The sequence below is a fragment of the Burkholderia sp. JPY481 genome (genome assembly GCF_038900515.1).
In the GTDB taxonomy this organism is placed as follows: domain Bacteria; phylum Pseudomonadota; class Gammaproteobacteria; order Burkholderiales; family Burkholderiaceae; genus Paraburkholderia; species Paraburkholderia youngii.
Map to the genome: position 1 here is coordinate 116,550 of NZ_JAYMRT010000007.1, position 13,158 is coordinate 129,707.

Annotated in this window: 9 protein-coding genes; 3 read left to right on the forward strand and 6 right to left on the reverse strand. The window is 67.1% G+C overall.

Annotated features, from left to right (window positions below):
* Window positions 1–26 precede the first annotated feature (26 nt).
* The gene (gene gluQRS, locus VSR82_RS18735) at window positions 27–917 is read left to right on the forward strand and encodes a tRNA glutamyl-Q(34) synthetase GluQRS (protein WP_429460463.1); all 891 of its coding nucleotides are present in this window, start codon (window positions 27–29) and stop codon (window positions 915–917) included.
* 107 nt (window positions 918–1,024) lie between these two features.
* Here the strand turns inward: gluQRS and VSR82_RS18740 are convergent, their stop codons facing one another.
* The 6 genes from VSR82_RS18740 to purT all read right to left on the reverse strand — a co-directional run bounded on the left by VSR82_RS18740 (window position 1,025) and on the right by purT (window position 8,184).
* Window positions 1,025–2,479 (reverse strand): DEAD/DEAH box helicase, encoded by a 1,455-nt coding sequence (locus tag VSR82_RS18740; RefSeq protein WP_410850562.1) that lies wholly within the window; start codon window positions 2,477–2,479, stop codon window positions 1,025–1,027.
* A gap of 340 nt (window positions 2,480–2,819) precedes the next feature.
* Window positions 2,820–4,256, reverse strand: coding sequence for an aldehyde dehydrogenase family protein (locus VSR82_RS18745; RefSeq protein ID WP_368586228.1), 1,437 nt, complete (start codon window positions 4,254–4,256; stop codon window positions 2,820–2,822).
* 45 nt (window positions 4,257–4,301) lie between these two features.
* A complete protein-coding gene (locus VSR82_RS18750) occupies window positions 4,302–5,954 on the reverse strand; it encodes an acetolactate synthase large subunit (protein ID WP_368586229.1) in 1,653 nt (550 codons plus the stop codon).
* 236 nt (window positions 5,955–6,190) lie between these two features.
* Window positions 6,191–6,574 carry an MliC family protein gene (locus tag VSR82_RS18755; protein WP_410850564.1) on the reverse strand — a complete coding sequence of 128 codons (384 nt, stop codon included), beginning with the start codon at window positions 6,572–6,574 and terminating at the stop codon, window positions 6,191–6,193.
* Between the two features lie 104 nt (window positions 6,575–6,678).
* Window positions 6,679–6,891, reverse strand: a complete 213-nt coding sequence (locus VSR82_RS18760) for a DUF6726 family protein (RefSeq protein WP_410850565.1) — start codon at window positions 6,889–6,891, stop codon at window positions 6,679–6,681.
* Between the two features lie 78 nt (window positions 6,892–6,969).
* Window positions 6,970–8,184, reverse strand: coding sequence for a formate-dependent phosphoribosylglycinamide formyltransferase (gene purT, locus VSR82_RS18765; protein ID WP_410850566.1), 1,215 nt, complete (start codon window positions 8,182–8,184; stop codon window positions 6,970–6,972).
* A gap of 260 nt (window positions 8,185–8,444) precedes the next feature.
* On the opposite strand from purT, the gene VSR82_RS18770 reads away from it, so the two are divergent.
* Both VSR82_RS18770 and VSR82_RS18775 read left to right on the forward strand, forming a co-directional pair.
* Window positions 8,445–8,981: an META domain-containing protein gene (locus VSR82_RS18770; protein WP_429460468.1), complete on the forward strand. Its 537-nt coding sequence runs from the start codon at window positions 8,445–8,447 to the stop codon at window positions 8,979–8,981.
* 113 nt (window positions 8,982–9,094) lie between these two features.
* Window positions 9,095–13,126 (forward strand): DNA translocase FtsK, encoded by a 4,032-nt coding sequence (locus VSR82_RS18775; protein WP_498857990.1) that lies wholly within the window; start codon window positions 9,095–9,097, stop codon window positions 13,124–13,126.
* Window positions 13,127–13,158: the final 32 nt, after the last annotated feature.

Below are 13,158 nucleotides of genomic sequence, written 5' to 3' on the forward strand. Positions count from 1 at the left end.
GGCGCCCCGCCTGACGTCCCCACGCCATGACCTATCGCGGACGCTTCGCACCCTCGCCGACCGGCCCGCTGCATTTCGGCTCGCTGGTGAGCGCGCTCGCGAGCTGGCTCGACGCGCGCGCGCAGCGCGGCGCGTGGCTGGTGCGTGTCGAAGATATCGACGGACCGCGCACGGTGCCCGGGGCCGCCGAGGACATCCTCGCGACCCTCGAACGCTTCGGCATGCGCGCCGACGAAACGCCGGTCTGGCAAAGCCAGCGTATCGCGCGCTATCAGCAGGCGCTTGAGCGGTTGAAATCGACCGGTCTCGTCTATCCGTGCGGCTGCACGCGCAAGGAAATCGCCGATTCGCTATTGCACGCGCACGCGCGCAACACCACGCTCGCCTACCCCGGCACCTGCCGCACCGGTCTGCACGGCAAGCCGGCGCGCGCGTGGCGCCTGCGCGTGCCCGACCGCGACTCGGCCGTGATCACGTTCGACGACCGCTGGCAGGGTCCGCAGACGCAAAACCTCGCGACTGAGGTCGGCGATTTCGTGCTGCGCCGCGCGGACGATCAATGGGCGTATCAGCTGGCGGTGGTGGTGGACGATGCGGACGCGGGCATCACGCACATCGTGCGCGGCGCGGATCTGATGGATTCGACGGCGCGGCAGATTTATCTGCAGCGTTGTCTGGGCGTGGCGACGCCCGAATATCTGCATGTGCCGGTCGTCACGAACGAGCACGGCGAGAAGCTGAGCAAACAGAACGGCGCGACCGCGCTCGATAGCGACAAGCCGCTCGAAGCATTAGGCGCGGCGGCACGGCATCTGGGACTGGAGCTGGGAAGCGAGCCGCGTGCGACGCTGGAGCAGTTCTACAGCGCCGCGACCGCGGCCTGGGCAAAACGGATGAACATTAGCGCATCGAGATGATGCTTATGCGTGGAACCTGCTGCGTTCTCCGAAACATCAAAACGCGCGGCCCCACCGATTTTGCGCTCGGGGCGTTGCACCCCGAGCTCTGAATCCGACAGCCCGCCTTACGACGACGAGGGCGTCTTCCTCGGCATTCCGAAGCCACCGAGCAACGCGGCCAGTTGCCGCTTCGGCGCTGCCTTTTGCGGCGCGGCCGTCTCCTCGACCTTGTGCGCCGATGCCGGCGACGGCTCGTACGGCTTCAGGAAGAAATCGTCGATCGGTTGCGCGCGATGATGATGCGGACGGTCATACGAACCCGACGCCCCGCCCGTGCGGCGGCGGCTGCGCTCGTCGCGCGATTCGCTGCGCTCGCGGCGCAGCGAACGATCATCGTGATGATGGCGCACCGGCGCCTCGACGGTCAGGCGCTGCAGGTCGAGCGGGCGCTTGATCAGCTTCTCGATGTCGGCCAGTTGCTTGCGCTCGTTCGGGCTGCACAGCGACAGCGCGTCGCCCGATGCGCCCGCGCGGCCCGTCCGGCCGATCCGGTGCACGTAGTCTTCGGCGTTGAACGGCAGGTCGAAGTTGATCACCGCCGGCAGTTCGGCGATGTCGAGACCGCGCGCGGCGACATCGGTCGCGACCAGCGCCTCGACTTCGCCGCGCTTGAATGCGTCGAGCGCCTGCATGCGCTCGCTTTGCGAGCGGTCGCCGTGAATCGCCGTCGCGACCACTCCATCCCGTTCGAGGCTGCGCGCTAGCCGGCTCGCGCCGATCTTGCTGTTGCAGAACACGATCACCTGCTTCAGGCCGCGCTCGCGGATCAGTTGCACGACCGCGCCGGTCTTGTCGCCCTCGGCGACTTCGTAGACGATCTGCGTGACATTGGTCGCGGTCGAGTTGCTGCGCGCGACTTCGATGGTCTGCGGGTTGCGCAGATAGGTTGCGGCGAGCTTCTTGATTTCGCCCGAGAACGTCGCGGAGAAGAGCAGCGTCTGGCGCTCTTTCGGCAGCAGGTTCAGGATGCGCTGCAGGTCGGGCAGGAAGCCCATGTCGAGCATGCGGTCGGCTTCGTCGAGCACGAGCATCTGCACCTGGCCCAGATTCGCGGTTTTCTGTTGCACGTGATCGAGCAGACGGCCCGGCGTCGCGATCAGGATTTCGACGCCGCGGCGCAGCTGCTCCGACTGCGGATTCATATCGACGCCGCCGAACACGACCGCGCTACGCAGTGCCGTGTGCTTCGCATAGGCCTGCACGTTCGCGGCCACCTGGTCGGCGAGTTCGCGGGTCGGCGTGAGGATCAGCGCACGCACCGGATGGCGTGCCGGCGACGCGCTCGTATTGGCTTGCGGCAGCAGACGCTGGATGATCGGCAGCGAGAAGCTCGCGGTCTTGCCGGTGCCGGTCTGCGCGGCGCCCATCACGTCACGACCCGCCAGCACGACCGGGATCGCCTTCGCCTGGATCGGCGTTGGCGACGTGTAGCCCGATTCCTTGATGGCCTTCAGGATGTCGGGCGCGAGGCCGAATTGATCAAAAGTCTCGGTGCTGGGCGTGACGGCTGTGTCGGACATGGTGGCTTTCGCTAAAAAGGCGCGTGGCGCGGATGCGCGCGGCAGCGGTCGGAGCCGCGGAGGGCATCAGGATGAAGGCGGAGCCACGTCGTTCCGCGCGAGACCCGTCTGAGTTCGGTCAATGCGGCCGGCTCCGGTTGGCGGAAACACCCGCCGAAAGCCCAGTATTGTAGCACTTCAGCAAAAACGCTCGCGAAGGCCGGCCGGCCGCTCGCGGCCGTTGCTCCGGTCGCAGCGTAGTGCGCACAGACGACAGTGGCATGACAGCCGCGCGCCTGGGCGGGCGGCGCGCGGCGTTCGTCAGCCGCCCCCCCCGCCCTGCCCGCGTCAGATCGACCGCTCACCACGTCTCGCGCATCACCATCAGCCGCAGCTCGGTCATATCCTCGATCGCGTAGCGCACGCCTTCGCGCCCAAGACCCGAATCCTTGACGCCGCCATACGGCATGTTGTCGACGCGAAACGACGGCACGTCGTTGATCACGACCCCGCCCACTTCGAGCGCATCCCAGGCGCGATGCGCATGCGCGAGCGAATCGGTGAACACGCCGGCCTGCAGGCCGAAGTCGCTATCGTTCACCTGCGCGAGCGCCGCTTCGAAATCGTTGAAGCGCTCGAGGATAGCGACCGGCCCGAACGCCTCCTTGCGATACAGATCGGTGTCGCGCTTCACGCCTTCGAGCAGCGTCGCTTCAAACATCGCGCCGTCGACCTTGCCGCCCGCGACGATCTGCGCGCCCGCCTGCACCGCCCCCTCCATCCAGCCGGCGAGCCGCTTCGCCTCCGATTCGGAGATCATCGGGCCGACGAAGGTCTTCTCGTTCTTCGGATCGCCCATCACCAGCGACTTCGTCTTCGCGATCAGCTTCTCGCGCAGCGCGTCGTAGACGCTCGCATGCGCGAGAATGCGCTGCACGCCGATGCAGCTCTGCCCCGACTGATAGAACGCGCCGAACGCGAGCCGCTCGACCACGTAGTCGAGCTTGCCGCCCTGATCGCCGTCGACGATCGCCGCCGCGTTGCCGCCCAGCTCCAGAATCACCTTCTTCTTGCCGGCTTTGCGCTTCAGCTCCCAGCCGACCGCCGGCGACCCGGTGAACGACAGCAGCTTGAAGCGCTCGTCGGTCGTAAACAGGTCGGCGCCGTCGCGGTGCGCGGGCAAAATCGAAAAGGCACCCTTCGGCAGATCGGTTTCCGCGAGAATTTCGCCCATGATCAGCGCGCCGACCGGCGTGCGGCTCGCCGGCTTCAGCACGAATGGCACGCCCGCCGCGATCGCCGGCGCGACCTTATGCGCAGTCAGGTTCAACGGAAAATTGAACGGCGAGATGAACGAGCACGGCCCGATCGGCACGCGCTTCACGTACGCGTGGTAACCGTTCGCGCGCGGCGAAATCTGCAGATTGATGATCTCGCCGTCGATGCGCACGCTCTCCTCGGCGGCGACCTTGAACGTATCGATCAGGCGCGTGACTTCGCCCTTCGAATCGTTGATCGGTTTGCCCGCCTCGATGCACAGCGCGAGCGCCAGTTCGTCGTAGCGCTCCCGAAAGCGCTTCACGCAGTGTTCGAGCACTGCCTGGCGCTTGAACGGCGGGTACGTGCGCATTGCGGGCATCGCATCGACCGCGAGGCCGATCGCCTTGTCGATCGCGGCCGCGTCGGCCATCGCGACGCGGGTGGCGACTTCGCCGCTGAATTTGTCGGTGACTTCGAGGTCGGTGTTCGCGGCCACCGGCTCATTCGCGAGGTAGTACGGATAGGTCTTTTGCAACATGTCGCGTTCTCCTTGAATCGAATCAAAGCGTCGATGCACAGAGACTCAAAGCCGCGCGGACAGCCGCTTGATCTCGCGATTGAGCACGCGCTCGTTGTCCGAATAGTCGATCGGCACGTCGATCACGTGCACGCCGGGCGTCACGAAGCACTCGCGCAACAGCGGCGCGAACTGTTCGGCGGCCTCGACCCGATGCCCCTGAGCACCATAGCTCTGCGCGTAGGCGACGAAATCCGGGTTCGCAAGCGTCATGCCGTAGTCCGGGAAGTTCATGTTCTCCTGCTTCCAGCGGATCATGCCGAACGCGTCGTCGCGCAGGATCAGGATCACCAGGTCGAGCTTCATGCGTACCGCCGTTTCGAGCTCCTGCGAGTTCATCATGAAGCCGCCGTCGCCGCACACGGCGATCACCTTGCGCTCCGGATGTACGATCTTGCTCGCGATCGCCGACGGCAGGCCCGCGCCCATCGACGCCAGCGCGTTGTCGAGCAGCAGCGAATTCGGTTCGTGCGCGCGGTAGTAGCGCGCGAACCAGATCTTGTACATACCGTTATCCAGACACACGATGCCGTCGACCGGCGTGGTCTCGTACACGTCGTTGACGATCCGCACCGGGTACATCGGGAAGCGGTCGTCGTGCTGGCCCTTCACCAGATGCGCTTCGAAGTGCTCTTTGATCTCCTTGAAGCGCGTGAAGTCCCAATGTTCCTGACGCGTCTTCAGGCTCTCCTTGAGCTGCCACACCGCATTCGCGATATCGCCGACCACTTCGATCTGCGGGAAATACACCGGATCGACTTCGGCGCCGAGGAAGTTCACGTGGATCACGGTTTTCTCGCCCGCCTCGCCGCTGCGCATGAAAAACGGCGGCTTTTCGATCACGTCGTGACCGACGTTGATGATGCAATCCGCGTGCTCGATCGCGCGATGCACGAAGTCACCGTCGGAGAGCGTCGCGTTGCCGAGCCACATCGGATGCGATTCGTCGATCACACCCTTGCCCATCTGCGTCGTGAAAAACGGAATGCCGATCTGGTCGACGAACTCGCGCAGCATCTTCGTCGTGGTCTTACGGTTGCCGCCCGCGCCGATCATCAGGAGCGGATGTTTCGCGGCGGTGATCGCCTCGACCGCGCGCGCGACCGCCTTCTCCTCGGCGACCGGACGGCGGCTGTAGCTCTTCGGAATCGGCTTGCCGTCGCCCTCCTCGTGCGCGACGTCCTCGGGCAATTCGAGGTGCGCGGCGCCCGGACGCTCCTCCTCGGCGCGGCGCACCGCCTCGCGCACCGCCGCCGGAATATTGCCGATCGACACGATCTGCCGCGTGTACTTGGTGAGCGGCTCCATCATCCGCACCACGTCGACGATCTGGAAGTGCCCCTGCTTGCTCGACTTGATCGGCTTCTGGCCGGTGACCATCAGCATCGGCATGCCGCCCAGTTGCGCGTACGCGGCCGCGGTCACGAAGTTGGTCGCGCCGGGGCCGAGCGTCGCCAGACAAACTCCGGTGCGGCCGGTGAGCCGCCCGTAGGTGGCGGCCATGAAGCCGGCCGCCTGCTCGTGGCGCGTGAGGATCAGACGGATTTTCGAGCGGCGCAGCGACTCGAGCAGATCGAGATTTTCTTCACCGGGGATGCCGAACACATACTCGACACCTTCGGCTTCCAGCGATTTGACGAACAGGTCCGATGCTTTCATTGAGGGTCTCGCTTGATGACTCGTGGGACGGACAATCGAAGACGACGACGGCTGCGCGCGAAACACCGCATCGCGCGCGCGGCATGGCAAACGGCATGGCGAACGCCATGCTGGACAGCTTACTACTCGAACGGAAACGATGCGCGCGACGGACAGGAGGCCGGACGCGGGAAGAAGCAGGCGGAGGCAGAGATCGAAGCCGCCACACGACGTGCAGGTATGCGCCGATCAATGAATCAGCGAATCACCGTGACGCAGTCGGAGAGAATCGGCGGCGCGTTCTCGCCGCTCGTCAGGTCGTATAGATTGGCGCGCGGACCCTTGGTCCACCACGTATAGCTGCCGGCCTGATACTTCACGCCGGACGCCGAGACCGTGCTGACGAACAGCATCGAGGTGCCTTTCACCGGCAGCACGGCGAAGCTCTGGCCGTTCTGCGCGTTCCAGTAGGTGACCTGCAGGATCTTGCCGGTCGCGCACGTGTATTTGCGCGTCTGGTGGTTCTTGCCTTCGATATGCTTGAACTGCAACGGCGCGGCCGAGGCGCCGCCGGAAGATGCCGCCAGCCAGGCCACCATCGATGCTGCCGCCGTGAGGAATGCAACACGCCATGTCTTCATCGAACACCTCGATTGTTGCGGGGGATCAGGCAAGGAAGGCATACCGGCCGCCACGCCGGTCACAGACGGGTTACTGGCGGGTTACAGGGCAGCTCAACGACGTTTCAAGGATCGATTACGTTGGCACACGCATCGGTCGGCGCGGCGGCGACGTGCCCGACTACCGGCACGATCTTCAGTCCCGCCGAAGCGACCCGGCACGGCGCCGCCGCGAGCCCGCAGCCGCTGATACCGGCACACAGCGCGAACGCCACGCCGAGTGCGCCGACCCGGCGAAGCGCGCCACGCCACGGATTGCTGCGCGATTCAAGCGCCATACGATCCTCTGCTCCGATCTCTTTGCTGCGCTAAGCCAGAAACGAATGCGGCCCACGCCGCGCGTCACCGCCTGCCGGTTACTTCGCCGATACCGGCCGAACCGCCGCCGCGGCCTGCTTCGCACGCGAGCGCGCTTCGTCGATATTCTCGCCGGTCGCGAGCGCGACACCCATGCGGCGTTTGACGAAGCTCTCCGGTTTGCCGAACAGGCGCAGGTCCGAGTTGGGTACCGCGAGTGCCGCCGCGACGCCTTCGAACGCGATGCCGGCTTCGTCACGTCCACCGTAGATCACCGCCGACGCACCCGGCGCACGCAACGACGTATCGACCGGCAAGCCGAGAATCGCGCGCGCATGCAGTTCGAACTCCGAGAAGCGCTGCGAGCACAGCGTGACGAGCCCCGTGTCGTGCGGACGCGGGCTGACTTCCGAAAACCATACGTCGTCGCCGCGCACGAAAAGTTCCACGCCAAAGAGGCCGCGGCCGCCGAGCGCCGCCGTCACCTTGTGCGCGATCTCGCGCGAACGCTCGAGCGCGAGCGGGCTCATCGGCTGCGGCTGCCACGATTCGACATAGTCGCCCGCGACCTGCACGTGGCCGATCGGGTCGCAGAAATACGTGCTGACCGCGCCGCTCGCCGGGTCGATCGCGCGCACGGTGAGCTGCGTGATTTCATATTCGAAGTCGATGAAACCCTCGACGATCACGCGCCCGAAATTCACGCGGCCGCCCGCCATCGCGTACTGCCACGCAGGTTCGACGTCGGCGTCGCTGCGCAATACCGACTGCCCCTTGCCCGACGACGACATCACCGGCTTCACGACGCACGGATAGCCGACCTTCGCGATGCCCGCGCGCAGCTCGTCGAGCGAATCGGCGAATGCGTACGGCGAGGTCGCGAGGCCGAGCTCCTCGGCGGCGAGGCGGCGGATGCCTTCGCGGTTCATCGTCAGCTGGGTGGCGCGGGCGGTCGGGATCACCTCGGCGAGCGCCTCGGTTTCGATCGCGGCGAGCTCGTCGGTGGCGATCGCCTCGATTTCAGGGACGATCAGATGCGGGCGCTCCTGCTCGACCAGTGCGCGCAGCGCGGCGCGGTCGGTCATGTCGATCACGTGCGCGCGATGCGCGACCTGATGGCCCGGCGCGTTCGGGTAACGGTCGACGGCGATCACTTCGACGCCCAGCCGTTGCAGCGCGATGATCACTTCCTTGCCGAGCTCGCCGGCGCCGAGCAGCATCACGCGCGTCGCGGATTCAGAAAGGGGGGTGCCGATCCGTTGGCCGATCTGCATGGGAACTCCAGATAAAAAGTCGGGATGAGGGTGGGATTGGATAGACCGCGATGTTAACATGCGGCCCCCTTGCCGCGCGGCGCTCAGGGTGCGTTCAGGGTGCGCTCGGGGCGCCGTTCGCGAGGCCGTGGCGGTCGGGCGCAAGCGTGCCGCCGCGTCGACGCTCTCAGCCGCGGTCGCGTCACCGCGCGCATCGCTCGCGCTCGACAAGCTTAGTACGTTACCCTTACGCCTTCGCCAGTTTGAACAGGAACGACGCCATGCTCATTTGCTCCCGCCCGCGACGTCTTGCGCGCATCACTCCGTGCCTGCGCACGGCCGTCGCCGCGTTGAGCATCGCCGCGCTGCTCGGTGCCTGCGCGATCCCGAAGCATCCGGATTCGTCGGCGCCGCCGCCCGATCCGTTCAACCCCGCCGCCGTGCAACTGCTCGACGACAGCAGCTGGGTGCTGAGCTCGTGGAAGAACGCCGACGGCACGGTGCGCGCGGTGCCGTCGAAGGATCAGGAGCCGCTCACGCTCACGTTGTCGACCGAAGGCGGCCGACGCCATGCGAGCGGCTTTTCGGGCTGCAACCGTTTCATGGGTTCGTACATGCTGAAGGACGGCAAGCTGAGCTTCGGCACCCTCGCCGGCACGCGCAAGGCCTGCGTGTCGCCGGGCGGCGACATCGAAAAGCCGTTCCTCGAAGCGCTCGAGCGCATCGCGCGCACCGGCGTGCAGATGCGCGCGCCACAGCAGATGCAGCTGATCCTCGACAACGGCGACACGCTGATGTTCGATCGCAGCGACAAATGATGCGAGTTTGCGCCGCGTTCGAGACTCGCGCCGGCCTTCGAAGCCGCGCGCTGCGCCGTTTAAACTCGACGGGTTGCGCTTCTCGCGCGCTCCGTCATTCGTAGATGTCTGGTATGCACACGGTAGTTTTCGGCTGGTTCGGCGGGTCGGCCGTCTGGTTCATTCCTCTTTTGTGGCGCCTCGTGAAGTCGATGCTGCCGGGCGGCGCGGGTCTGCGCGGCCGCGGCACGATCCGGCTTTGGCTCGGCTTCGTCTGCGTGCTGATCGCGAGTTGCACGCTCGAGGGCTCGCTGATCGGCATCGCCGGCGTCAACGGTTTCGGTCATGCGCTGGCCGCGGGGCTTGGGCATCTGGTCGGCCATATCGCTACGCCGCTCGCCGCGCTCGCGCTGCTTCTGATCAGCCTGCCATGGCTCATCGACTTCCACTGGAGCGACGTCGCCGCGTGGGCCGACGGCGCGTTCGGCCTTGGTCTGTCGCGCGGACTCGCGAAACGCGACGAGGATGCGCGCCGCCACCGCACCGTCGAAGACAGCGCGTCGTCGCATGTTTCGCCCGCAACCAACACGATGGCGCCGCGCAACAGCAAGGGTCGCTACGCGCGGCCGACGGTGTGGCGTCCGCCCGCGAGCGGGCGCGGCGCGGGCGCCGCCGCTGCGGGCGGTGCCGCGGCTGGCATCGCGGGTAGCAAGGAGGCTGCCGCCCGTGGCGCCGGCGCAAGCTGGCGCGCCGATGCGTCCGCTGGCTCGGCGCGTGGGCCGGCCAGGCAGATTGAGCCGGCGTTGCGCACCGGGTCGAGCGCGCCGCCGCGTCCGGCCGCGTCGATCGCAACGCAGGCGGCGCCGGTGGACAAAGCTCCGGACCGGTCCGCGGCACCATTCGTGCCGACCGAGCCGGTCGCGCCGGCCGGCTGGCTGCGCACGACAGAGCCGCGCGCGGCGACGGCGGCGGCGGGATCGCTGGGTGCATCCACCGCAGCGGGCATGTCGGTTCGTGAGGGCGCTGCGCAGGCCGGCCGGCGCTCGGTCGGCGAACAGCGCGTGGCCGCGCCGTTCGGCTCCAGCGCCGCGCTGGCGGCGACGGCCGCCAATGCGTCCGGCGTGTCGGCGCGAGCGGCACAGGCGATGGCGGGCCGGTCCGCCGCATCGGGCGCTGGGATCGGCATGACGGCGGGATCCATGAATGCTTCGGGCCGCGGCAGCCGTCCGTCGTCGCTGCCACGGCCGGCAGACGGTAGCGCGCCGCTCAATCGCGGCGCGACTCCGCGTCAGCCGTTCCCGGCGGCTCAGCGCGCCAACGGCGTCACATTGCCATCGACCGTGCGCCGCCCTACACCGAACTTCACGCGAACGATGGCGAACGCGTCGACAGTCGCGCCGCCGGCGAGCGTCGAGGAGACGCTGCGCAGCATCGCGGAAAACACCGCGCGCTGGACCGACATGGCCGGCGTGAGCCTCGCGCGCAGCCGTGGCGCCGATGGCGCAAAGGTTGGCGATGTGGAGCGGGTGTCGACGACGTTCGATGTGCCGCCGGCGCCACATGACGTGCTGCCCGTCGAAAACAGCGAGACGGTCTCGCCGGCGCAGTCGCAGCAACAAGCGGCACCTGCGGAGTTGCCGGCTGAACAAGAGGTGGTCGAGTCGGATACGTCGGTCGAGAGCGCCAACGAAGCGGTTGCGCAATGGCCGACCGAACCACCGGTCATTCATCCGCCGCTTACGGCTGCGGCTGTCGAATCCACGATTGCAGAGCCCGTGTCTGTCGCAGAGACGCCGGCCGATCCCGTGTCCGCGGACACTGTTACCGGCATGCCCGCGGTTGTCGAGCCGTCGGCATCCGCTTCGGCTGAGCCTGCCGCCGCGGAACCTGCTGCTAGCGCGCCGCAACATGAGCCGGCGACGGCGACGCCGTTCCAGCGCTTTGCAGCCAGCTTGCAGGACGACGCTACGCACGAAGACGTACCGGCGATCGAAGACGATCCGACACAGACGGCGACAGACAACAGGGTCCCGTCATCGCAGGGTGAAGAATCCGAGCGAACAGTCGAACCTGCGGCCGCCGACTCCGCGACACCGCAGCAAGCCCTGGCGCCTGTCGCCGAAATCGTCATCGACAAAACGCTCGTACCGTGGGAGAGCAAGCTCGGCCCCACCGCGGCTCAACGCGCGGCCGCGCCAGCGGAATCACCGCGGGCCAAGACCGCCGCACCGTCGAGCGCAAGCGTGCCGCCGTGGTCCAGTGCGCCGTCACCGGAGATCGCGAGCGAAGGCGCGCAGCCCGATGAGCCCGCAACGCCGCCGACGCACCCGACGTCGCACGCCCCTGCCCTGCCCGCTGCGACCGAGCCCGCGAACGAGCCGACGAACGACTCGCCGTCGTCGACCTCGACGAGTGCGCCGAACCTCGCAACGCCGGCAATCGCACCAGCCGTCGTCTCGAACGTCGTCCGTTTCCCGGGCTTTGCGGCGCCGGCGACCAGCATCGAGCCTTCGATCGGCGCAAACGCAACGCCTGCCACGAACACACCGGCAGCCGAACCGTCGCCCGCTCCCGCGCCCGCACCGCAACCGCAGGCCCAACCCGCCAGCGAGCCCGCCGCCCGCGCGCCGCTGCGCGGCCATATGCCGGTCAACGGCTTCGAGTTCCATGCGCCGGCCGCCTCGATGGTCGAACTGCCGACGCTCGATCTGCTCGCCCCCGCCGACGCCGACGTCGAACCGATCTCGGACGAAAAGCTCCGCGAAACCGGCCAGCTAATCGAGCAGCGTCTGCAGGAATTCAAGGTGCCGGTGACGGTGGTCGGCGCATCGGCCGGTCCGGTCATCACGCGCTTCGAAGTCGAACCGGCGCTCGGCGTGCGCGGCAGCCAGATCGTCGGTCTGATGAAGGACCTGTCGCGCGGTCTCGGCCTCACGTCGATCCGCGTGGTCGAAACGATTCCCGGCAAGACCTGCATGGGCCTCGAACTGCCGAACGCGAAGCGGCAGACGATCCGGCTCTCCGAGATCCTCGAAGCGAGCGTCTACCAGAACTCGCACTCGCAACTGACGCTCGCGATGGGCAAGGACATCACCGGCCATCCGGTCGTCGCCGATCTCGCGAAGGCGCCGCACATGCTGGTGGCCGGCACGACCGGTTCGGGCAAGTCGGTCGCGATCAACGCGATGATCTGCTCGCTGCTGTTCAAGGCGACGCCCGAGGAAGTGCGCCTGATCATGATCGACCCGAAGATGCTCGAGCTTTCGGTCTACGAAGGGATTCCGCATCTGCTCGCGCCGGTCGTCACCGACATGAAGCTCGCTGCCAATGCGCTGAACTGGTGCGTCGGCGAAATGGAGAAGCGCTACCGGCTGATGTCGGCGGTCGGCGTGCGCAATCTCGCCGGCTTCAACCAGAAGATCCGCGACACCGAGGCGAAGGGCAAGAAGCTCGGCAACCCGTTCTCGCTGACGCCCGATGCACCCGAGCCGCTCGCGCCGCTGCCGCTGATCGTCGTCGTCATCGACGAGCTCGCCGACCTGATGATGGTCGCCGGCAAGAAGATCGAGGAACTGATCGCGCGGCTCGCGCAGAAGGCGCGCGCGGCCGGCATCCACCTGATTCTCGCGACGCAGCGGCCGTCTGTCGACGTGATCACCGGTCTGATCAAGGCGAACATTCCGACGCGCGTCGCGTTCCAGGTGTCGTCGAAGATCGACTCGCGCACGATTCTCGATCAGATGGGCGCCGAGTCGCTGCTCGGCCAGGGCGACATGCTGTTCCTGCCGCCGGGCACGGGCTACCCGCAGCGCGTGCACGGCGCGTTCGTCGCCGACGAGGAGGTGCATGCGATCGTCGAGTATCTGAAGCAGTTCGGCGAGCCGCAATACGAGGAAGGCATTCTCGACGGCCCGGCCACCGATGGCGGCGCGGCCCAGGACCTGTTCGGCGAAGCGCCGGATGCGGAAGCCGATCCGCTGTACGACGAAGCGGTCGCGTTCGTCGTGCGCACGCGGCGCGCGTCGATCTCATCGGTGCAGCGGCAATTGCGCATCGGCTATAACCGCGCGGCGCGGCTCGTCGAGCAGATGGAGACGGCCGGGCTCGTGTCGGCGATGAGCATCAACGGCAGCCGCGAGGTGCTGGCGCCGGGGCCGGCGGAATGAACGCGCGCTGAACCGCAATGAAAAACGGACAG